At 49.4% G+C, this 21,868-nt stretch carries 17 protein-coding genes and 2 pseudogenes; 3 read left to right on the top strand and 16 right to left on the bottom strand.

Going from position 1 to position 21,868, the window contains the following annotated elements:
- Nucleotides 1–306: 306 nt before the first annotated feature.
- From tyrB to dnaB, 3 genes are all read right to left on the bottom strand, one after another.
- A complete protein-coding gene (gene tyrB, locus ACU8XX_RS22820) occupies nucleotides 307–1,500 on the bottom strand; it encodes an aromatic amino acid transaminase (protein WP_000486988.1) in 1,194 nt (397 codons plus the stop codon).
- A gap of 252 nt (nucleotides 1,501–1,752) precedes the next feature.
- Nucleotides 1,753–2,832 carry an alanine racemase gene (gene alr / locus ACU8XX_RS22825; RefSeq protein ID WP_016241767.1) on the bottom strand — a complete coding sequence of 360 codons (1,080 nt, stop codon included), beginning with the start codon at nucleotides 2,830–2,832 and terminating at the stop codon, nucleotides 1,753–1,755.
- 52 nt (nucleotides 2,833–2,884) lie between these two features.
- Complete coding sequence (gene dnaB, locus ACU8XX_RS22830) at nucleotides 2,885–4,300, bottom strand: replicative DNA helicase (RefSeq protein WP_000918363.1); 1,416 nt, start codon at nucleotides 4,298–4,300, stop codon at nucleotides 2,885–2,887.
- 82 nt (nucleotides 4,301–4,382) lie between these two features.
- Here dnaB and ACU8XX_RS22835 point away from each other — a divergent pair, with 82 nt between their 5' ends.
- A complete protein-coding gene (locus tag ACU8XX_RS22835; protein ID WP_000235509.1) occupies nucleotides 4,383–5,366 on the top strand; it encodes a quinone oxidoreductase in 984 nt (327 codons plus the stop codon).
- A 165-nt stretch (nucleotides 5,367–5,531) separates the two neighbouring features.
- On the opposite strand, the gene pspG is transcribed toward ACU8XX_RS22835, so the two are convergent.
- The 3 genes and pseudogenes from pspG to ACU8XX_RS22850 all read right to left on the bottom strand — a co-directional run bounded on the left by pspG (nucleotide 5,532) and on the right by ACU8XX_RS22850 (nucleotide 8,329).
- Nucleotides 5,532–5,774 carry an envelope stress response protein PspG gene (gene pspG, locus ACU8XX_RS22840; protein ID WP_000891404.1) on the bottom strand — a complete coding sequence of 81 codons (243 nt, stop codon included), beginning with the start codon at nucleotides 5,772–5,774 and terminating at the stop codon, nucleotides 5,532–5,534.
- A 133-nt stretch (nucleotides 5,775–5,907) separates the two neighbouring features.
- Nucleotides 5,908–6,945 (bottom strand): tRNA dihydrouridine(20/20a) synthase DusA, encoded by a 1,038-nt coding sequence (dusA, locus tag ACU8XX_RS22845; protein ID WP_001329186.1) that lies wholly within the window; start codon nucleotides 6,943–6,945, stop codon nucleotides 5,908–5,910.
- 362 nt (nucleotides 6,946–7,307) lie between these two features.
- Nucleotides 7,308–8,329 (bottom strand): annotated as a pseudogene (locus ACU8XX_RS22850) (DUF2713 family protein).
- A 318-nt stretch (nucleotides 8,330–8,647) separates the two neighbouring features.
- Between ACU8XX_RS22850 and zur the strand changes: the two are divergent.
- On the top strand, nucleotides 8,648–9,163 hold the full coding sequence (gene zur / locus ACU8XX_RS22855; RefSeq protein ID WP_001295691.1) for a zinc uptake transcriptional repressor Zur: 516 nt from the start codon (nucleotides 8,648–8,650) through the stop codon (nucleotides 9,161–9,163).
- A 41-nt stretch (nucleotides 9,164–9,204) separates the two neighbouring features.
- Here the strand turns inward: zur and ACU8XX_RS22860 are convergent, their stop codons facing one another.
- The 4 genes from ACU8XX_RS22860 to dgkA form a co-directional block, all read right to left on the bottom strand.
- Nucleotides 9,205–9,414, bottom strand: a complete 210-nt coding sequence (locus tag ACU8XX_RS22860; RefSeq protein WP_001030593.1) for a CsbD family protein — start codon at nucleotides 9,412–9,414, stop codon at nucleotides 9,205–9,207.
- 115 nt (nucleotides 9,415–9,529) lie between these two features.
- Nucleotides 9,530–10,855: an MATE family efflux transporter DinF gene (dinF, locus tag ACU8XX_RS22865; protein ID WP_001301116.1), complete on the bottom strand. Its 1,326-nt coding sequence runs from the start codon at nucleotides 10,853–10,855 to the stop codon at nucleotides 9,530–9,532.
- Between the two features lie 72 nt (nucleotides 10,856–10,927).
- Nucleotides 10,928–11,536 carry a transcriptional repressor LexA gene (lexA, locus tag ACU8XX_RS22870; protein ID WP_000646078.1) on the bottom strand — a complete coding sequence of 203 codons (609 nt, stop codon included), beginning with the start codon at nucleotides 11,534–11,536 and terminating at the stop codon, nucleotides 10,928–10,930.
- A gap of 109 nt (nucleotides 11,537–11,645) precedes the next feature.
- Nucleotides 11,646–12,014 carry a diacylglycerol kinase gene (dgkA, locus tag ACU8XX_RS22875; protein WP_000002907.1) on the bottom strand — a complete coding sequence of 123 codons (369 nt, stop codon included), beginning with the start codon at nucleotides 12,012–12,014 and terminating at the stop codon, nucleotides 11,646–11,648.
- Nucleotides 12,015–12,184: 170 nt separating this feature from the next.
- On the opposite strand from dgkA, the gene plsB reads away from it, so the two are divergent.
- Nucleotides 12,185–14,608 (top strand): glycerol-3-phosphate 1-O-acyltransferase PlsB, encoded by a 2,424-nt coding sequence (gene plsB, locus ACU8XX_RS22880; protein ID WP_000017354.1) that lies wholly within the window; start codon nucleotides 12,185–12,187, stop codon nucleotides 14,606–14,608.
- 154 nt (nucleotides 14,609–14,762) lie between these two features.
- On the opposite strand, the gene ubiA is transcribed toward plsB, so the two are convergent.
- The 6 genes and pseudogenes from ubiA to malK all read right to left on the bottom strand — a co-directional run bounded on the left by ubiA (nucleotide 14,763) and on the right by malK (nucleotide 21,867).
- Nucleotides 14,763–15,635, bottom strand: coding sequence for a 4-hydroxybenzoate octaprenyltransferase (gene ubiA / locus ACU8XX_RS22885; RefSeq protein ID WP_000455227.1), 873 nt, complete (start codon nucleotides 15,633–15,635; stop codon nucleotides 14,763–14,765).
- Between the two features lie 12 nt (nucleotides 15,636–15,647).
- Entirely contained in the window at nucleotides 15,648–16,145 is a 498-nt protein-coding gene (ubiC, locus tag ACU8XX_RS22890) for a chorismate lyase (RefSeq protein WP_001295693.1), read from the bottom strand.
- A 222-nt stretch (nucleotides 16,146–16,367) separates the two neighbouring features.
- A pseudogene (locus ACU8XX_RS22895) lies at nucleotides 16,368–17,948 on the bottom strand (SopA family protein).
- Between the two features lie 228 nt (nucleotides 17,949–18,176).
- Nucleotides 18,177–19,097: a maltose operon protein MalM gene (malM, locus tag ACU8XX_RS22900; RefSeq protein WP_000783444.1), complete on the bottom strand. Its 921-nt coding sequence runs from the start codon at nucleotides 19,095–19,097 to the stop codon at nucleotides 18,177–18,179.
- A gap of 242 nt (nucleotides 19,098–19,339) precedes the next feature.
- Nucleotides 19,340–20,680: a maltoporin LamB gene (lamB, locus tag ACU8XX_RS22905; protein WP_000973658.1), complete on the bottom strand. Its 1,341-nt coding sequence runs from the start codon at nucleotides 20,678–20,680 to the stop codon at nucleotides 19,340–19,342.
- A gap of 71 nt (nucleotides 20,681–20,751) precedes the next feature.
- Nucleotides 20,752–21,867, bottom strand: coding sequence for a maltose/maltodextrin ABC transporter ATP-binding protein MalK (gene malK / locus ACU8XX_RS22910; RefSeq protein ID WP_000179165.1), 1,116 nt, complete (start codon nucleotides 21,865–21,867; stop codon nucleotides 20,752–20,754).
- Nucleotide 21,868: the final 1 nt, after the last annotated feature.

Consider the following 21,868-nt stretch of genomic DNA (forward strand, 5'->3'; position numbering starts at 1 on the left):
CAGAAAGTCACAGGTAATAAGGCAAAGCATATTCTTGAGGATATAGAAATATTCTATCGTAACAAACCCGATACTTATTATTAAATTTAATAATGGTTAGATGTGCAGAAATTATTACTCCACACGAAAAAATAGGGAAAGGAATTCCAGATAATTGGGATAAACTTAACAATAAAAGAACTGACAACGTTTTATTATCTCTCACGTAGAACAACGGCATCAAAAAAATCATCTACAAAGAAATAGTGAAAGCGACGACAGTTTAATTTCACTGCAGGCTGGGTAACTCCAGCCTGCTTTCCTGCATTACATCACCGCAGCAAACGCCTTTGCCACACGTTGTACATTTGCCGTATTTAACCCGGCGACACACATGCGACCGCTGGCGATGAGATAGACACCAAATTCTTCACGTAGTCGGTCAACCTGAGCGGCACTTAAACCGGTATAACTGAACATGCCGCGCTGATTAAGCAGATAATCGAAATTGCGTTCTGGCATCTCTGTGCTTAATACCTTCACCAATTCCTGACGCATTGCCAGAATGCGAGTACGCATCTCTTCTACTTCCGCCAGCCAGCTGGCTTTCAATGCCTCGTCATTCAGCACTGCAGCCACCACCTGCGCACCAAAATTCGGCGGGCTGGAGTAGTTGCGGCGAACTGTTGCTTTCAATTGCCCCAGTACGCGGCCAGCGGCTTCGGCATCTTCACACATAACAGAAAGTCCGCCGACGCGCTCGCCGTAAAGGGAGAAAATTTTCGAGAACGAATTGCTCACCAGAGCGGGTAATCCAGCGCTGGCAATGGCGCGAATAGCGTAGGCATCCTCTTCCATACCGGCACCAAATCCTTGATAGGCAATATCGAGGAATGGAATAAGCTCGCGGGCTTTGAGAATTTCAATCACCGCATCCCACTGATCATTAGTGAGATCGGCACCCGTTGGGTTGTGGCAACATGGATGCAGCAACACAATACTGCGGGCAGGTAATGTTTTCAGCGTCGCCAACAGGTCATTAAAGCGCACGCCGTTAGTCGCTTCGTCATACCAGGGGTAAGTACTCACTTCGAATCCAGCCCCGGCGAATATTGCTACGTGGTTTTCCCAGGTAGGATCGCTGACCCAGACGCCTGATTCCGGGAAGTAGCGTTTCAGGAAATCCGCGCCCACTTTCAATGCCCCGGAGCCGCCAAGGGTTTGAATGGTTGCTACGCGCTGTTGTTTCAGTACCGGATGGTCCGCACCAAACAGCAGCGGCGCAATGGCATGGCGATAGCTGTTAAGCCCTTCCATCGGTAAATAAAGCGAAGCGCCATGAGGCTGCGCATTCAGGCGCGCTTCCGCCTCCGCCACGGCTTGCAGTTGTGGAATAATTCCGTCTTCGTTGTAGTACAGACCGATACTTAAATTCACTTTGTCGCTGCGAGGGTCTTCTTTAAAACGCTCCATAAGCGTAAGAATCGGGTCGCCAGCGTAGGCGTCAACTTTTTGAAACACGCGATGGTTCTCCAGGTTTACGGGCAGGTGGTTAAAACACAATAAACCGGAAGAAGGCGAAGATCGAGTGGATGTTCAGGAGCGAACGGCAATTAGCAACAGAGTGAGACTCATGACAAACGTACATCCGCCAGAGGCACGACCTTTATAAGAGCATGAAAGAACATCAACTTATTGAATTTTTAGGATTTTATTGGCCGGATAAGGCATTCACGCCGCATCCGGCACAGACAATCAAATATTACAGAACGATTAATCCACGTATTTCATCGCGACCCTTGAAGTCAGGCGCGTAATAAGTTCGTAAGCGCTTACTTTCGTCATTTCAGCGATACGTTCTACGGGCAAACCTTCGCCCCATAAAATGACCGGATCCCCGGCTTTGTCCTGCGCCTGTGGACCTAAGTCTACGCAGATCATATCCATCGCCACGCGCCCGACAATCGGTACTTCGCGACCGTTCACCAGCACTGGCGTACCGGACGGCGCGGCGCGCGGATAACCATCGCCATAGCCCATCGCGACTACGCCAAGACGGGTATCACGTTCGCTTACCCAGGTTCCACCATAACCAACAGGTTCTCCGGCTTTATGCTCACGCACGGCAATCAGGCTGGAGGTTAGTGACATCACTGGCTGACAGCCAAAATCGGCACCGGTGGAGCGATCTTCCAGCGGCGAGACGCCATAAAGAATGATGCCCGGGCGCACCCAGTCAAAATGCGACTGTGGCCACAGCAGAATGCCACCCGATGCGGCAATGGAACGTTGACCAGGTTTGCCTTCGCAAAAGGCATTAAAGATAGCGAGTTGTTTCTCGGTTGCGCCACATTTTGGTTCATCCGCGCGCGCAAAATGGCTGACGATATTCACCGGCTGACGAACGTTTTTGCACTGGGTCAGGCGATGATAAAACGCCTCAGCCTGTTCCGGCCTTACGCCCAGACGGTGCATACCGGTATCGAGTTTCATCCAGACGGTAACCGGCTCGTCCAGGCTAGCCTCTTCCAGCGCAGCCAGCTGTTCTTCGTTATGCACGGCGGTATGAAAATGTTGCGCAGAAATCGTCGGCAGATCTCTGGCATCAAAAAAGCCTTCGAGTAACAGTACAGGTTTGGTGATTCCCCCCGCACGCAGTCGCAGAGCTTCTTCGAGACGGGCTACGCCAAAGGCGTCAGCATCGGGGAGCGTTCGCGCGGTCTCAAGAAGACCGTGACCATAAGCGTTCGCTTTCACCACCGCAACCATTTTACTGGCAGGGGCCAGTTCACGAAGACGTTGCAGGTTGTGTCGCAGAGCGCGGCGGTTAATCACAACAGTTGCCGCTTGCATTTGTGTTCCTTGATAAGTGTTTGCTTTAATTACCTAATTCATAAAATAATTATTATTCGTCGTCGTACTGCGGCCCCGCATAGTTGTCGAAGCGCGACCATTGACCGTTAAAGGTCAGGCGTACCGTCCCGATTGGGCCGTTACGTTGTTTACCGATAATAATTTCCGCGATGCCTTTTAAATCACTGTTTTCGTGATACACCTCATCACGATAGATAAACATGATCAAGTCCGCATCCTGCTCGATAGAGCCAGATTCACGCAGGTCGGAGTTGACCGGGCGTTTGTCGGCACGTTGTTCCAGAGAACGGTTCAACTGGGACAGCGCCACCACCGGCACGTTCAGTTCTTTCGCCAGTGCTTTCAGCGAGCGAGAGATTTCTGCAATTTCCAGCGTACGGTTATCGGAAAGCGCCGGTACGCGCATCAGTTGCAGGTAGTCGATCATGATAAGCCCGATGCCGCCGTGTTCACGGGCAATACGGCGTGCGCGGGAACGCACTTCCGTTGGCGTCAGGCCGGAGGAGTCATCGATATAGATATTGCGTTTTTCGAGCAAAATACCCATGGTGCCGGAAATGCGCGCCCAGTCTTCATCATCGAGCTGCCCGGTACGGATTTTAGTCTGGTCAACGCGCGACAGCGACGCCAGAGAACGCATCATAATCTGTTCTGAAGGCATCTCCAGCGAGAAGATAAGTACTGGTTTATCCTGCAACATCGCCGCGTTTTCGACGAGGTTCATCGCAAATGTTGTTTTACCCATCGACGGACGCGCGGCGACGATGATCAAATCCGACGGCTGCAAGCCAGCGGTTTTTTTGTTGAGATCGTCATAACCGGTGTTTACTCCGGTAACGCCATCGTGTGGCTGCTGAAACAACTGCTCAATACGCGCCACGGTTGCGTCGAGCACATCGGCGATGTTCTTCGGCCCTTCGTCTTTGTTTGCACGACTTTCGGCAATTTTAAAGACGCGGGATTCAGCAAGGTCCAGCAGATCTTCGCTGGTACGCCCCTGCGGATCAAAACCGGCTTCAGCAATCTCATTCGCAACCGAGATCATCTCACGGACAACGGCACGTTCACGCACGATGTCAGCATAAGCACTGATGTTCGCCGCACTTGGCGTATTTTTTGACAGCTCTGCCAGATAAGCAAAACCACCGACGCTATCGAGTTGCCCCTGGCGTTCCAGCGATTCCGCAAGAGTAATTAGATCGATAGGGCTACCGCTTTCCTGCAAACGCGCCATTTCAGTAAAGATATGACGGTGTGGGCGGGTGTAAAAATCGTCTGCTACCACACGCTCGGCTACATCATCCCAGCGTTCGTTATCTAGCATTAAACCGCCCAACACCGACTGCTCCGCTTCGATCGAGTGCGGAGGCACTTTCAGCCCGGCAACTTGTGGATCGCGTTCGCGGGGTTCAGCCTGCTGTTTGTTGAAGGGTTTATTTCCTGCCATAGTGAATGGAGTTACCGAGATAAAGAATGGGTCGAAACTTTACCATATGAAGCAGACCCTGACGATACGTTCTGGAGGACACATGGCAACACGAATTGAATTTCACAAGCACGGTGGCCCGGAAGTACTTCAAGCCGTAGAGTTCACTCCTGCCGATCCGGCGGAGAATGAAATCCAGGTCGAAAATAAAGCCATCGGCATCAATTTTATCGACACATATATCCGCAGCGGCCTTTACCCGCCGCCATCGCTACCCAGCGGATTAGGCACCGAAGCAGCAGGCATCGTGAGTAAAGTCGGCAGTGGTGTAAAGCATATTAAGGCAGGCGATCGTGTAGTCTATGCGCAGTCGGCGTTAGGCGCTTACAGCTCTGTGCATAACATTATTGCGGATAAAGCGGCGATTCTGCCTGCGGCAATTTCTTTTGAGCAAGCTGCGGCATCCTTCCTGAAAGGCTTAACGGTTTATTATCTGCTGCGCAAAACCTATGAAATTAAACCCGATGAGCAGTTCCTGTTCCACGCAGCAGCTGGCGGCGTTGGCTTGATTGCCTGCCAGTGGGCAAAAGCCCTGGGCGCGAAACTTATCGGCACCGTAGGAACCGCGCAAAAAGCGCAGAGCGCGCTAAAAGCGGGCGCGTGGCAGGTTATTAACTATCGTGAAGAGAATCTGGTCGAGCGGTTAAAAGAGATCACCGGCGGTAAGAAAGTGCGCGTGGTGTACGATTCCGTGGGCAGAGACACCTGGGAACGGTCGCTGGATTGCCTGCAACGCCGCGGCTTAATGGTGAGTTTTGGCAACTCATCAGGTGCGGTTACCGGTGTGAACTTAGGCATTCTCAATCAGAAAGGCTCGTTGTATGTGACACGCCCTTCCCTGCAAGGCTATATCACCACGCGGGAGGAATTAACCGAGGCCAGTAATGAACTGTTCTCTTTGATTGCCAGCGGTGTGATTAAGGTCGATGTCGCCGAGCAGCAGAAATATCCGCTGAAGGATGCGCAGCGTGCGCATGAAATTCTGGAAAGCCGGGCAACGCAAGGTTCCAGCCTGTTGATTCCATAAAAGAAATAGGGCTTCCACCTGGGAAGCCCTTTCTTTTTATAGTTCGGCTGTATGTAGGGTACAGCACGATGAATCTGTTAGAGGCGCAATAGTGACAGATTTGATTATCAATTCCTATTTTGTTCTAAGGATAAAACCTTAGGTTGTGATCATCCGCACAATCCCTTAGTAACGCCAGCGGTCATAACGCTGATATTTCGGCACTTTTGGTGCTTTAATCGCCTTAATAACCCACACCACCGCAATCGCCAGTAGTAACCACGGCAGCAACTTAATCATCAATGCCAGCATACCGCCGAGGAACATAATGGCCGTCGCCACAACCAGCGCGGCGATAATGCCCAGCAACGAAACGCCGGTGACCATCAGCATGACAAAAAAGCCAATCACAAAAAGTAGTTCCAGCATGATGCACTCCCAAATATGAAATCTCTTGCTGGCATTACAAGAATCATGCCAAAAATAATCTATTGATTTAACAGCAAAACGCCCCGCGACGGTGCGCAGGGCGTGGTGAATTTGACTATTTTTTGGTGAAAAGTTAACGCTTATCCGCCACCAGTTTGAGCGCGTGTTCCAGCACATTAATGTCTGCACCCGCTTTATGGGCATTTTCACTTAAATAACGCCGCCACTGCCGCGCGCCAGGAATACCCTGGAACAAGCCCAACATATGCCGGGTAATATGACCGAGATACGTCCCCTGGCTGAGTTCACGCTCAATGTACGGATACATGGCGCGCACTACCGCCACCGGATCGGCATCGATATCCGAGGAACCAAAGATCTCCCGGTCTACCGCCGCCAGAATACCCGGATTCTGATACGCCTCGCGCCCGACCATCACGCCATCCATATGTTGCAGGTGTGCTTTGGCCTCTTCCAGCGACTTGATACCACCGTTAATCGACATTGTCAGATGCGGAAAGTCACGCTTCAGTTGATACACACGCGGATAATCGAGCGGCGGGATCTCACGGTTTTCTTTCGGACTTAACCCCGAAAGCCAGGCTTTACGTGCATGGATGATGAACATCTCACACTCGCCTTTGCCGGAAACGGTGTTGATGAAATCGCAGAGAAATTCATAGCTGTCCTGGTCGTCGATGCCAATACGCGTTTTCACCGTCACCGGAATCGACACCACATCGCGCATCGCTTTCACGCAGTCGGCAACCAGCTGCGCATTACCCATCAGACACGCACCAAACATGCCGTTCTGCACCCGGTCAGACGGGCAGCCGACATTCAGGTTGATCTCATCATATCCACGCGCTTCTGCCAGCTTCGCACACTGTGCCAGCGCCGCCGGATCGCTACCGCCGAGTTGCAACGCTACCGGATGTTCTTCTTCACTGTACGCCAGGTAATCACCTTTACCGTGAATAATCGCCCCTGTGGTCACCATTTCGGTATACAGCAACGTATTGCGGGAAAGCAGACGCAAGAAATAGCGGCAATGTCTGTCCGTCCAGTCGAGCATTGGTGCAACGCTAAACCGACCACTCCAGTGAACGTCAGTTTTTTCAGGCATTGCGCTGGTTTGGTTGATTTTTTGCATTTCAGAATTACCGTGCATTTTCAAATGTAGAGATTATTTTATCGATATATCATGGGGTTATGTTATTCAGCATCACTGTTCAGGAGGCTCAATAACGGGGTACTATACCATAACAACAGGAAGCGCCTGTCTCATTGCAAAAGAAAATTGAGATCCTCTCAAGGCATGAAGCTCTCACGAAGTGATGGAAATAATCTTATTAGCCGTTAGCTTTGTTAAGGCCAATGATAAACAATCCAGGTTCGACGATAAATAAAAATCACACATTAAACTCCGGTGATATCTCTCCCTGCTAATAGCACTGATAGAGAAAAAAAGAACCCAATAAGCATTGGGTTCTTTTATGTAATGCCTTCCATACCATCGAAGAACTTCACATATTATTTCTCCGATTTAACCCCGAATAAATCATAAATTAATTTAGAAGTGTCTGTATATATTTTAATCTTTTCCTTTGAGTTTGGGTCAAACGACTTAGCAAAGTCAATTAATTTCGGTGCAGCATCTCGCATTTTGCTTAAAATATCAGGGGCGAGCTTTCCTTCATTCACCAGATGTGACATCTTATCCAGATAGCCATCAAAATTCATTTCTCCCCCATCTGCCAGACGCTTCATCTCTCCCAGGTACTTCTTCATATCACGTTGAGATAACTCTTCAAACTGAGCTGTCAGATAGTTCTCATTATCATCATTAATATTCACTTTTTCTGCTCCTGCTAAATCTGTGTAGGCACTAGAGTATGAAAGTGAAATCAACAGCGAAGCGAATAATTTTAAGCTGTTGTCATCATATTCCTGACATGCATTAACAAACGTTAAAAAACCAGAACCTATTGCTTGCAAATGTATATTCGCTAAAGGTTCATTATCTTTAGATTCCTCATAAAAAAGCTGAACCGTGGAGGGAAGGCCATTCTTGGTTTCTACATCAAAAGTATATCGTTCTATGGGCGTTGCATCTTTATTATCCTCAGGATTACATATACTATTAATCGCAAAATGAAAAATAGCCCGATCAACAACTGATGCAATAAATTCACGATCGTTTAATTCCTCATCAGTGCAATCTCCAATATACTTATTAACCCACTCTTTGAGATTAGTTATTTGCTCAATTAAAAACACATTTTTTTACGTGCATGCCATAAATTATGAGTGATTCTTTGAATAAACAAATCTATTTTTGCAATAATTATATCCCGATGACGCAGCGCTGAATAATCAATAGACTTACCATATATATTATTTAATTTATCTTTGATTGTACCTCTATTATCTAATTTATCGTTGGTTGCATCTATATTATCTAATTTATCTTTGGTTGCATCTTTATTATCGAATTGATTTGAATTGAGTGTTTTATTAAAGTATCCAGTTGCACCGGGTATTATCTTCAACATGATTCATCTACCTTTTTTGTCGTACCGTGTCCTCCTTATAAGTGTTTTGCCATCTGGTAACTATCAAAAATCGCTCATAATTTTCTGAACTACAGGTATGCGAACAACCCCAGTTAAATAAATAGCGAGTTAACTTGAAGCAATTTATTTAAAAATGAATTATTAATTATTATCGTGTTGATAATGGTACGACCAGGCAACACAACACCTTACGTACAAAACAGAAAAGCAACATTACGGCAACAATAAGGGTTCTCGGTGTTTTTCCTGGAACATGGTAAAGTAAGGACATTCTTAACCCCCACTTTGAGGTGCCCGATGGAAAAGACCACAACGCAGGAGTTATTAGCGCAGGCTGAAAAAATCTGCGCGCAGCGTAATGTGCGCCTGACCCCACAGCGCCTGGAAGTGTTGCGCCTGATGAGTCTGCAGGATGGCGCTATCAGCGCTTATGATCTGCTTGATTTGCTGCGCGAAGCTGAACCGCAAGCCAAGCCGCCAACGGTTTATCGCGCGCTGGATTTTCTGCTTGAGCAAGGTTTTGTGCATAAGGTGGAATCCACCAACAGTTATGTGCTCTGCCATCTGTTCGACCAGCCCACCCATACGTCAGCTATGTTTATTTGCGATCGCTGCGGCGCGGTGAAAGAAGAATGTGCAGAAGGCGTGGAAGACATCATGCATACGCTGGCGGCAAAAATGGGGTTTGCCCTGCGGCATAATGTGATTGAAGCACATGGGCTCTGTGCGGCATGCGTGGAAGTGGAAGCGTGTCGTCATCCTGAACAGTGCCAGCATGATCACTCTGTGCAGGTGAAAAAGAAACCGCGTTAAGAGGGCGTACATCCTTGTACACGTCGGGCAGGAGGGATTAATTACCAGCGATATTCATTGCGGGTTTCCCAATCCACGACCTCTTTTTCTGCCTGATCTTTCTGATAACCATAACGTTCCTGGATTTTACCGACCAGTTGATCACGTTTACCTTCAATGATCGTCATATCATCATCGGTCAGTTTGCCCCATTGCTCTTTCACTTTACCTTTAAACTGTTTCCAGTTACCGCCGGCTTCATCTTTATTCATAATCAAGACCTCATCGTTAGGTTGTGAATGAGAGTACGTTCACTTTTCTTCTGAACGTGAGATTAAGTGTAGTCAGCAATTTGGCTTAGGATAATTTATTCAGAATTTTTAACCGTCACGTTGCGGCAAACCAGGTACCGTTACGCCAGTGACGCCGCCAGATAGCCGCCAGAGAAAGCCCGCGCAACGCCAGAAAGACGGTTAATGCCAGCCACAAACCATGATTACCCAGCCACGGCAGCGTAAGGAGCGTCAGCGCAAAACCTGCGGCGGCCACCGCCATACTGTTACGCATTTCGGCGGCACGCGTTGCGCCTATAAACATGCCGTCCAGCAGATAACACCAGACGCCAACCAACGGCAAAATCACCTGCCAGATAAGATAGCGGTCAGCCAGCTGCTGAATCTGGGTTAACGACGTCAGCAACGCAATGATGTGTTCCCCTGCCAGCAAATAAACCACCGAAAACAGTAACGCTACAATCCCCGACTGGCGGCACGCTGCCCGCCATACATCCAGCAACTGGCTACCGTCGCGCGCACCGTATGCCTGACCGGAGTGCGCTTCAACCGCGTAGGCAAAACCATCAAGCGCATAGGCGGTAAAGGTGAGTAGCGTCATCAGAACCGCGTTAACAGCGATAATGTCACTCCCCAGTCGCGCACCAAGTACGGTGATCGCGCCGAAACAGAGTTGCAACAACAGCGAACGCAGCATGATATCGCGGTTAAGCGCCAGCAAGCGACGGAAGTTTCCTCGCCAGGCAGTTTTCAGCATTTCGCCGGAAATTCCGCGTAGTTTGAGGATTTTACGCACCATTAGCAGACCAATCAGCAATGTTGCATATTCCGCAATAACCGTCGCCAGCGCCGCGCCCTGCACGTTCATATGCAGCCCCATCACTAGCCAGACATCCAGCACAATGTTGAGGATATTGCCGACCACTAACAAAATTACTGGCGCACGGGCATATTGCACGCCGAGTAACCAACCGAGTAATACCAGATTCGCCAGCGACGCCGGTGCGCTTAACCAGCGGATTTCAAGAAAGCGCCGCGCCTGTTCCAGGACTGCTTCACTACCGCCAACAATATGCAGAGCCAGATCGATAATCGGTGTACGCAGCAGCGCAATTAACGCCCCAGCCCCCAACGCCAACAGCAACGGTTGCACCAGCGCACGGGCTAATGCCTGAGGATTTTTGGCACCATAAGCCTGCGCAGTCAGCCCGGTGGTGCTCATGCGTAAAAACAGCAACAGCATAAAGAGAAAGCTGGTCGCCGTTGCACCAACCGCCACGCCGCCCAAATAAACCGGGCTATCAAGATGACCAATTACCGCCGTATCGACCAGTCCCAGCAACGGAACGGTGATATTGGAGAAAATCATGGGTAAGGCGAGATGCCAGAGTGCTTTATCAGATGAAGTGAGGAATGCCATGCAGACAAGCCTGATGAAGAGAGATGAAAAACAAACCGCGACGCCTGGCGGCATCGCGGTCTCAGAGATATGTTACAGCCAGTCGCCGTTGCGAATAACCCCAACCGCCAGCCCTTCAATGGTGAAGCTCTGCTGACGAAGGTCAACGACAATTGGTTTAAACTCGCTATTTTCTGGCAACAGTTCGACTTTATTGCCCTGTTTTTTCAGGCGCTTAACGGTAACTTCGTCATCAATACGTGCGACAACGACCTGACCGTTACGTACATCCTGAGTTTTATGCACTGCCAGCAAGTCACCATCCATAATGCCGATATCTTTCATCGACATCCCGCTGACGCGCAGCAGGAAATCAGCATTCGGCTTGAACAAGGAAGGATCGACCTGATAATGACCTTCAATATGCTGTTGCGCCAGAAGCGGTTCACCGGCAGCCACACGACCTACCAGCGGCAACCCTTCTTCCTCTTCCTGCAACAGACGAATCCCGCGTGATGCGCCGGAAACAATTTCAATAACGCCTTTGCGTGCCAGCGCCTTCAGATGTTCTTCAGCCGCGTTTGGGGAACGGAACCCCAAACGCTGCGCGATTTCCGCACGCGTCGGCGGCATACCTGTCTGGCTGATGTGATCACGGATGAGATCAAACACCTCTTGTTGCCTGGCCGTTAACGCTTTCATTCCGCCCCCTGGGTGTATATACAGTTATGCTGTGAGTATATACAGCAAAAGGCGATTTTGGAACCATAAACTGCACAATAAACCAGAGATTTATCGAAATCTGGAAGGGTTATCCAAAATGCGACCATAACAGGATGCACCAGGTTATCACGGCGACGATAATCGCAATCAGCACCGCGGCGGATCCCATATCTTTAGCGCGTCCGGAAAGCTCATGGTATTCAGAGCCAATTCGGTCAACCACTGCTTCGATGGCGCTATTGAGGATTTCCACAATCATCACCAGCATCACGGAGCTGATAAGCAGCACGCGGGTAATTGCGTCCACATCCAGCCAGCAGGCGATGACCACCGCCAACAATACCGCTACGCCTTCCTGACGGAATGCCGCTTCGTTGATCCATGCAGCGCGTAAACCTTTCCAGGAATAGCCAGCAGCTTTGATAATTCGGGTGAATCCAGTGGTATTATTGGCCATTGAAAGAACCTTTTTACATTATGAGCGTCAATATCAGTGTACCGTTAAATCCGATGATTCGGGTTTGCGTAACGCTGCGCGAAACATGAGCGGATACCACAGAATTTCCCATGACTTTCTGCTATCCTTGCCGCGCATTTGCATTATTAACCAGAGGCTTTACATCGTTTATGTCCGGCTGGCCACGAATTTACTACAAATTACTGAATTTACCATTAAGCATCCTGGTAAAAAGCAAGTCTATTCCGGCAGATCCTGCCCCGGAACTGGGGCTGGATACCTCTCGTCCAATTATGTACGTTTTACCGTACAACTCGAAAGCAGATTTGCTGACGTTACGCGCCCAGTGTCTGGCTCATGACTTGCCTGACCCGTTAGAGCCGCTGGAAATCGACGGCACGCTACTGCCGCGCTATGTGTTCATTCACGGCGGGCCGCGTGTATTCACCTATTACACGCCGAAAGAAGAGTCTATTAAGCTGTTCCACGACTATCTCGATTTGCACCGTAGCAACCCAAATCTGGATGTGCAGATGGTGCCAGTATCGGTGATGTTTGGTCGCGCGCCGGGGCGTGAAAAAGGCGAAGTAAACCCGCCGCTGCGTATGCTTAACGGCGTACAGAAATTTTTCGCCGTACTGTGGCTCGGTCGCGACAGTTTTGTGCGTTTCTCGCCGTCAGTTTCGCTGCGCCGTATGGCGGATGAACACGGCACGGATAAAACTATCGCACAGAAACTGGCGCGCGTGGCGCGTATGCACTTTGCCCGTCAACGTCTGGCTGCTGTGGGCCCACGTCTGCCTGCTCGTCAGGATCTGTTTAATAAGCTGCTCGCCTCCCGCGCCATTGCCAAAGCGGTAGAAGATGAAGCGCGCAGCAAAAAAATCTCCCATGAAAAAGCGCAGCAGAACGCGATTGCGCTGATGGAAGAGATTGCGGCGAATTTCTCTTACGAGATGATTCGCCTGACTGACCGTATTCTGGGCTTCACCTGGAACCGCCTTTACCAGGGCATCAACGTCCATAACGCCGAGCGCGTTCGCCAGCTGGCCCACGACGGTCATGAGCTGGTATATGTGCCTTGCCACCGCAGCCACATGGACTACCTGCTGCTTTCTTACGTGCTGTATCACCAGGGGCTGGTGCCGCCGCATATCGCCGCTGGGATCAACCTGAACTTCTGGCCGGCCGGGCCGATTTTCCGCCGTCTGGGGGCGTTCTTTATTCGCCGTACTTTTAAAGGCAATAAACTTTATTCCACCGTTTTCCGTGAGTATCTCGGCGAACTGTTCAGCCGTGGTTATTCCGTCGAGTACTTCGTGGAAGGCGGTCGTTCCCGCACGGGGCGTTTGCTGGATCCGAAAACCGGTACGCTGTCGATGACCATTCAGGCGATGCTGCGTGGCGGCACGCGTCCGATTACGCTGATTCCGATCTACATCGGTTATGAGCACGTCATGGAAGTGGGTACTTACGCCAAAGAACTGCGCGGCGCGACGAAAGAGAAAGAGAGCCTGCCGCAGATGCTGCGCGGTTTAAGCAAGCTGCGTAATCTCGGTCAGGGTTACGTCAACTTCGGTGAACCAATGCCGTTGATGACCTACCTTAACCAGCACGTACCAGACTGGCGTGAATCTATCGATCCCATCGAAGCGGTGCGTCCGGCATGGTTAACGCCGACGGTCAATAATATTGCTGCCGATCTGATGGTACGCATTAACAACGCAGGCGCGGCAAACGCCATGAACCTGTGCTGTACTGCGCTTCTGGCGTCACGTCAGCGCTCACTCACCCGCGAGCAGTTAACCGAGCAACTCAACTGCTACCTGGATCTGATGCGCAACGTACCTTACTCCACGGACTCTACCGTTCCTTCAGCCAGCGCCAGCGAGCTTATCGATCACGCGCTGCAAATGAACAAGTTTGAAGTCGAGAAAGACACAATCGGCGACATCATCATTCTGCCGCGCGAGCAAGCGGTGTTGATGACCTACTATCGCAACAACATTGCGCATATGTTGGTGCTGCCTTCGCTGATGGCGGCAATTGTCACCCAGCATCGCCACATCTCCCGCGACGTATTGATGGAGCACGTCAATGTGCTTTACCCAATGCTGAAAGCGGAGCTGTTCCTGCGCTGGGATCGCGACGAGTTGCCGGACGTTATCGATGCGCTGGCAAATGAGATGCAACGTCAGGGGCTGATTACCCTGCAAGATGATGAGTTGCATATCAACCCGGCGCATTCTCGCACACTACAGCTGCTGGCCGCAGGCGCGCGCGAAACGCTGCAACGTTATGCCATTACCTTCTGGCTGTTGAGCGCCAACCCGTCGATTAACCGCGGTACGCTGGAGAAAGAGAGCCGCACTGTCGCGCAACGTCTCTCCGTGCTGCACGGCATCAACGCGCCGGAGTTCTTCGACAAGGCGGTGTTCAGTTCTCTGGTGCTGACGCTGCGTGATGAAGGGTATATCAGCGATAGCGGCGACGCCGAACCGGCAGAAACGATGAAGGTTTATCAGTTACTGGCGGAGTTGATTACATCAGACGTGCGTTTGACGATTGAGAGTGCGACGCAGGGCGAAGGGTAATCAGAGAGAATTGCCGGATGCGGCGAAAACGCCTTATCCGGCTTACCATGATCTGCAAATTCAATAAATTGCGATCTGTTGTGTAGGCCTGAGAAGCGCAGCGCATCAGGCAACCCAGAAGAAAGCCGGATGATCATCCGGCTTTTTTACATCATCAGAAATGCCAGTAACTCATTGCCAGCCCTAAAAACAGTACCAGACCAACATAGTTATTATTCATAAATGCTTTAAAGCAGGCTTCACGCTCGCGGTTGGCAATCAGTTTTTGTTGATAAACAAACAGCGCGCCAGCCACCAGAATTGACCAGTAATATCCCCAGCCTAAGCCATTTAACTCACCGATGATCGCCATCAGCGCCAGTACGCCAATCTGCAAAATACCAATAATCAATTTATCGTATTGGCCGAACAGGATTGCGGTGGATTTAATGCCAATCTTCACATCATCATCGCGGTCAACCATCGCATACTGCGTGTCGTAAGCCACCGCCCAGAGAATATTGGCGAGGAACATTAACCAGCAACTCAATGGCACCGACTCACTCACAGCGGCAAAAGCCATTGGAATCGACCAGCCAAACGCCGCGCCCAGCACCACTTGCGGTAGATGGGTATACCGCTTCATAAACGGGTACACCCACGCCAGCGCTAGCGCGGCAATCGACAACAGAATGGTCATCGTATTCAGCGTCAGCACCAGTAAAAACGAAATCAGTACCAGCACGACAAACAGCGCGCGCGCCTCTTTCTCTGTTACCGCGCCGCTGGGAAGTGGTCGGTTCGCCGTGCGCTTAACATGACCATCAAACTTGCGGTCAGCATAATCATTCACCACACATCCGGCAGCGCGCATCAGCCAGACACCCGCGACAAACACCGCCAGGATCCAGAGCTGGGGAACGCCCGGTGTCGCCACCCACAACGCCCATAATGTTGGCCAGAGCAGCAGTAACGCGCCAATTGGCTTATCCGTACGCATTAAGCGATGAAACGCCAGCAGCTTATTCTGCGTCAGACTCCACTCCATATTTTTTTCCTCTTAGTACAACGGTGACGCCGGTAAAAACAGTTCTGTTAGCAACAGCGGTTTACCGCTTAATCGCAGGCGGGAACGTCGCCCCCACAGCCCGGCATCACGGCCTATCTCAATAAAGTCCCGGGTTAATGTCGATGATGTGAACAGATAGCGTCCTAACGGCGTTTTACCCAATTTTTGTAACGCCAGCTCCGGCCCGCTTAACGTTGACACAGGAACGACGGTACGACCGGCAAGCCACGGTTCACCATCGGCACATAACAAAATTTCACGTAACCAGTAACGAGACTCTTTCGGCAGCAGCGGCAGTTCTTCGGGGATTTCATTCTGCTCGACAAACCCTTCGCGGATCATCGTCACGCTTACCGTTTTTCCCTGCTGTTCAAAACGTTTTGTCATGGAATCCTCCAGCAACAGCCAGTCGAGCAGTTGCGGATCCAGGGCAGGGATCTCTTTAAAATAGCGCAGCGCACGCAGTTGCGTTAACGCGGGGTGTGACATGCCGAACTCTCCGTTACATAACGTAAAGGCATTGTATCGCAGAAAAGTGTTTACGGGAGATGTAAAGCAAATTAAGTGATCTAATACGCAACAAAAACGCAACAATCGCATGAAGTGGTAAAACGATGTTGAACCTTACGCTTTACCGATGCCCGTGCTGGCGAGGGCAACCGTAGGGGCATCACCGTCCAGGATGCCAGGAACGGTGATGTTTTCCTTTACTTAAACACCCTTATTCATTATACGATGAGCTCGCCAACTCGCAGTAAAAATTGGGAAAAGCGCATATTTACCATGAGATTTGGAGCTAAAAAGTGTTTCCTGAGTAAGATTAACAGGCAACATCTCATGTCTGGATTTGTAGATATACGTGGAATTCCAATTGGTATCTTTTGTAGGATTCAACATATCATGTAAGCGCTGGGAGCTTACCACCATAACTGGCCCATCATCGACTGAGGAGAACAGGATAAAGATATTATCGTTTCGTGTTAATTCATTCGTGTTAAAGGTTCTTAAATTATCTTCAGTTTCTATAAATATAGGTGAAACATCATCACTACGAATCCACTCTTTATAAAGATGCCAAACATTTGCTTTGATCATATCATCCGTTGATCGTAAGGCCTGATCGATAAGTTGGATAAAAAAATTGTTATTTTTATCAATTAGCCATTTATTCGTATTAAATCTGTTAATAAAATCGATCATCTGTTGGGTATCGAAATTCACCTCACTGAATCGATGTTGACGCATAAAATCATCGAACTTGTTATCTTCATCAGAATGGATATAACTGCGTATAATGGGATCTTTTATATAAGGACAATGGCTAAATATTTTCTTCATATTCTCAATAAAGTTTTTATTAACAATATTAAGTATTTTTAATTGCATCACCAGTTTTACGGCCAGAACGGATTTCAATATCATTGCATTATCTGGCAATGTATCAATCATTTTTATAATGTTATTGATATAACCATCGAGATCTTCATTCCAAAATATATCTGAATAATCAATAGTTAATTCCAATTGTTCTGTAATGCAATCTTTAAAATTCCCTGTCGACATTCGCACATAATCAAACATAACAGCTGTCAAATTCGATTTAATAAATGATATTTCTTTGGCAGACAGAAACTCTGCTCTGGTGAAGTGCGAAGCGTAAAGATAACAATTATCGAAGTTTGAATTTCTAATCTGACATTCGCGAAAATTACTATGACCAAGTTGACTCTGCGAGAAGTCAACTGTATCAAGAATATTTTTGCTGAAATCGACACATTCACCACTCGCTTTGATAAAAATCACATTGTGTAAACGTCGACATCTAAATATGACATTATCAACTATTGCAGTAGTAAAATTGCAATCCCCAATTTCTTTACATTCGAATGTTACATGTTGTAGATTTGATGATAAAAAAGACACCTTCGATATAACGTCACCTTTAAAATGACAACTTGTTAAATCCAAATCAGACAGGTCGATATACCCCTGCGCATCTTTATCCATCAGAAAATTGCAAGCGCATTCAATTTTTTTCATTTCTGTAGAATTTTACACTTATAGTATCATTACTGATTGAGACTTCACGAAACATATTTATTGCATGATTTTTTCGTTCCGTTGTTTTATATTTGAAAAAACATTGCTGATATAAATAAAGTTATCTATGTTTAAACCTGGCACCCCATTTAAATTACGTAGTAAATCAAGATCTACTATATTATTTCCTTGCACCACATCATGTTTCATCAAAGAGTTATTGCCGCCAGAATTTAGGATATGACTTATCATAAAACCTCTGCATAACAGAAATAAAATAACCTGGAAAAGTAGCCTGAATGTCCAGACACTACCGGCGAAAGGAAAAGAATCTCTGATAAGGCATTGAGATAATGGATATTCTTAGTGAAGAAGAAGTGAGTTACTATAAAAAATCGCTCATATCCCAGGAAGGAAGCATAAAAAAAGGTGCGCCAGGAGACGCACCAGTTGTTGCAAAATCAGCACTGTGGGGCGTAATTACCCCTTGCCTTTTACACTGCTGATAAAGGTGGAACGGGCAGATGTCGATCCCAGGCGTTCAGCTTCATCAAGCAGTTTTAACGCCTTATCAACATCACCTTTCGCGACAGCGTTTTTGATCGCGGTATTAAAATAACTTTCCGTGTCGTTGAGCATCGGCTCGCTTTTCTTCACCGGTGCCGGAGCGGGTGCAGCCACAGCTGGTGCCGCCGTGTTACCTACCGTAACCGGAGCTGGAGCGGAAGAACCAAATAAAGGTCCTACCAACACGCTGGAGCTGGAGTTCGTTTTCACTTTCAGTTTCAGTAAGCCATCGGTGGTATGACGAGCAACCGGATCGGGGATATCCGGGATCGAGTTACCGACGCCCTTGGCATAGGCTTTAGCCGGGTCGAGCAGTTGGGTCGTCTGCTGGAGATCTTTTTCCGTGGTAAAGACCAGAACATAAAGTTTTTGCTGCCCCAACGCCGGTGTCAGGCGCATAACGCCTTCCAGCCGATCTGCACTCATCACGCCTGGTTCCTGGTAGGTGAAATAACTGCTGGGGAAGAAGGCTGATGGGGTCATGTTCTGATCAAGAATCAGCACGTTCGGCGCAAAAACGCTGGTTTGTTTGTTCACTTCGCTGGTCAGCGTCAGGGTCAGTTCGCCAATGTTTGCCGGGACGCTGTACGCAGCAACCGGACCACTGATGCCGGGAACGTTCAGTTGTTGGCCGCCGGTCGCCAGTTGGGTGGTCTGGGTTTTAGATTGATCGACCGGTGTCCAGGTGAGTTGTTGCAGCGCAGCAGATGGAATGGCTGGCGCGTCGCTGGTGTTTTGCGGTACGTAGTTAACATCGGCAAGGCTAATTCCAGGCGCGCTTGCCAGTAACCCTGCTGATAAACAGAGGGCGATGAGACTTTTATTCATTTTCATTGTTTTCACCTCAAAATCTGGAGCTCAGCGGTAGCCAGGCAATAGCGCGCTAAACCCGATAATCAGAGGGGCTTTCGCCCCTTTCAGATAATGACAACCTGTTTTTATGCCGGATGCGGCGTAAACGCCTTATCCGGCCTACATTTGACAGCCGTTGTAGGCCTGATAAGACGCGCAAGCGTCGCATCAGGCGTTGGTTGCCGAATGCGGCGTAAACGCCTTATCCGGCCCAGGTTTTGCTATTACCACCAGATTTCCATCTGGGCACCGAAGGTCCACTCGTCGCTGTCGCCACGACCGAAGCTGCCGCCGTTGAAATCAGCAGGAACGGCTTTGCCGTAGTTCGGGTTAACCTTGCTATCGCCGTTGTAGTCATAACCCCATTTCTCATCCCACTTGGCGTAGGTTGCGAAGACACGAATAGCCGGGCGTGACCAGATGCTGTCGCCAGCCTGCCATTGTTGTGCGAGGGTAATTTTGTACTGATTGTTCTTGTCGCCGGTGCGCTGGGATTCGACGTTGTCGTAGCCGATTTCCATCACGGTGCTCATGATTGGCGTCCACTTGTACATCGGGCGAATACCAACGGTCCACCACTTGGTGCCGTTGTCGTTATCCCAGTTGATATCCTGGTACATACCCACGTACATCATGTCCCAGTTGTCGCCCATGGAGATCGCACCGTGGTCGAGGATACGCAGCATGTGACCGTTGTTGTTGATATTGTAGGCAAATTTTTCGTTATCAAACGCGACGCCAGAACCCTGCGACAGACCTTTACCCTGCGAGGTCATCGAGTCAGTAGCGTACTGAACAACAAACTTGTTAAAGCCCTTCAGGACACTCTGAGTATGTTCAGCAGTGAATAACCAGCCGTCTTTCGATGCGCCATCAACCAGACGATAGTTATCACGCAGGTTGGCACGACCGTAGTCGACACCCAGTTCTAATGTGCCGCCCGGGTTGATTTCCATCTGCGCTAAACGCACATCGAAAACGTCGTTCGCGGTTTCGTTGGTATAGTCATAAATATTGTTGCTGGCAAAAGAGGAAGAACCACCAGCTTCAGAGGAGCGGGTTGCTGCCAGAGAGAGTTTACCGAAGCCAACATCGATGTTTTCCAGACCGGCACCAGGACCAGAAATATCCCAGTAGTAGAAGTCGATCATATGAACGTCATGACGTTGGTAGAAGCGCTTACCTGCCCAGATGGTGGAGCCTGGCAGCCATTCGATCAGGTTTTTACCCTGCACGTTTGCTTCACGGAAGGCCGGATCGGTAGCTTCCCAGTCATTCTGTTGTGCGACGGAATAGGCCACGTTAGTGTCGAAATAGAAGCTCTTATCGCCCTCTTTCCACACTTCCTGACCCAATTTTAATTCAGCATAAGTTTCACATTCGTTGCCAAGACGGTATTTACTTTGAGCACCGGTAGTCTGGAAACACTGTTGTTCACCGCCGCTACCTGTCCAACCAATACCGGAACGTGCATAGCCGTGGAAATCAACAGCCATTGCCTGAGCAGACATTACGCCCGCTGCGACGGCAACCGCCAGAGGAAGTTTGCGCAGAGTAATCATCATTCTATCTCCTGAGTCATTGCTTTTCTTTTTTCACATCACCTGTGACAGGCTTTGTGTGTTTTGTGGGGTGCTTAAACGCCCGGCTCCTTATGCAGTCGACGACATGCAGTGCCATCCTCACGGAACAGATGGCAACGCTCTGGCGGCAGGCCGATAGCGAAAGTGGCACCTTCTTCTACCAACACCACGTCGTTCTGGCGGTACACCAGGTTTTGACGAATGGAAGGGATCTGGATATGGATTTGGGTTTCGTTGCCGAGTTGCTCGACGACCTGAACTTCACCCTCAAGGATGACGTCAGCGATATCACTCGGCAGTAGATGTTCCGGGCGAATACCCAGCGACATATTGGCTCCAACCTGGACATCACGGCTTTCAACTGGCAGCCAGACTTGCTGACGATTTGGCATCGGCAGCTCCACCTGCACTTGATCGATTGCAGTGGCGGTCACTTTTACCGGCAGGAAGTTCATCTTTGGCGAACCGATAAATCCGGCGACAAAACGGTCTGCCGGATAGTGGTACAGCTCCAGCGGTTTCCCAACCTGCGCCACGCGACCGGCGTCCAGCACCACGATTTTGTCGGCCAGCGTCATCGCTTCGACCTGATCGTGGGTGACGTAAATCATTGTGCGGCCCAGGCGTTTATGCAGACGGGAGATTTCGATACGCATTTGCACACGCAGTGCAGCATCGAGGTTGGAGAGCGGTTCATCGAGCAAAAATACGCTTGGCTCGGCCACCAGCGTACGGCCAATCGCCACGCGCTGACGCTGACCACCGGAGAGCGCTTTCGGTTTGCGATCCAGCAAATGCGCCAGTTGCAGCACTTCCGCCACCTGGTTGACGCGTTGGTTAATCACCTCTTTTTTTGCGCCAGCCAGTTTCAGGCCAAATGACATGTTTTCTGCTACTGACAGGTGGGGATAGAGCGCGTAAGACTGAAACACCATACCAACGCCGCGTTCTGCTGGCGGAGTGTCATTCATCCGTTTCTCACCGATGAACAGGTCGCCGCTGGTGATCGTCTCAAGCCCGGCAATCATGCGCAGTAAAGTCGATTTACCGCAGCCAGACGGTCCGACAAACACCACGAATTCACCTTCATGGATATCGAGATTGATATCTTTCGATACCACGACCTCGCCCCAGGCTTTCGTTACATTTTGCAGCTGTACGCTCGCCATG

Source organism: Escherichia sp. MAL-1 (assembly GCF_052948035.1).

Excerpts from the sequence above, each read along its gene's own strand:
- ubiC (WP_001295693.1), bottom strand. The coding sequence starts at position 16,145 with ATGTCACACCCCGCGTTAACGCAACTGCGTGCGCTGCGCTATTTTAAA.
- dinF (WP_001301116.1), bottom strand. The coding sequence starts at position 10,855 with ATGGCATTCCTCACTTCATCTGATAAAGCACTCTGGCATCTCGCCTTA.
- ACU8XX_RS22835 (WP_000235509.1), top strand. The coding sequence starts at position 4,383 with ATGGCAACACGAATTGAATTTCACAAGCACGGTGGCCCGGAAGTACTT.
- malK (WP_000179165.1), bottom strand. The coding sequence starts at position 21,867 with ATGGCGAGCGTACAGCTGCAAAATGTAACGAAAGCCTGGGGCGAGGTC.
- lexA (WP_000646078.1), bottom strand. The coding sequence starts at position 11,536 with ATGAAAGCGTTAACGGCCAGGCAACAAGAGGTGTTTGATCTCATCCGT.
- alr (WP_016241767.1), bottom strand. The coding sequence starts at position 2,832 with ATGCAAGCGGCAACTGTTGTGATTAACCGCCGCGCTCTGCGACACAAC.
- lamB (WP_000973658.1), bottom strand. The coding sequence starts at position 20,680 with ATGATGATTACTCTGCGCAAACTTCCTCTGGCGGTTGCCGTCGCAGCG.
- malM (WP_000783444.1), bottom strand. The coding sequence starts at position 19,097 with ATGAAAATGAATAAAAGTCTCATCGCCCTCTGTTTATCAGCAGGGTTA.
- zur (WP_001295691.1), top strand. The coding sequence starts at position 8,648 with ATGGAAAAGACCACAACGCAGGAGTTATTAGCGCAGGCTGAAAAAATC.
- plsB (WP_000017354.1), top strand. The coding sequence starts at position 12,185 with ATGTCCGGCTGGCCACGAATTTACTACAAATTACTGAATTTACCATTA.
- dusA (WP_001329186.1), bottom strand. The coding sequence starts at position 6,945 with ATGCACGGTAATTCTGAAATGCAAAAAATCAACCAAACCAGCGCAATG.
- ACU8XX_RS22860 (WP_001030593.1), bottom strand. The coding sequence starts at position 9,414 with ATGAATAAAGATGAAGCCGGCGGTAACTGGAAACAGTTTAAAGGTAAA.
- dgkA (WP_000002907.1), bottom strand. The coding sequence starts at position 12,014 with ATGGCCAATAATACCACTGGATTCACCCGAATTATCAAAGCTGCTGGC.
- pspG (WP_000891404.1), bottom strand. The coding sequence starts at position 5,774 with ATGCTGGAACTACTTTTTGTGATTGGCTTTTTTGTCATGCTGATGGTC.
- dnaB (WP_000918363.1), bottom strand. The coding sequence starts at position 4,300 with ATGGCAGGAAATAAACCCTTCAACAAACAGCAGGCTGAACCCCGCGAA.
- ubiA (WP_000455227.1), bottom strand. The coding sequence starts at position 15,635 with ATGGAGTGGAGTCTGACGCAGAATAAGCTGCTGGCGTTTCATCGCTTA.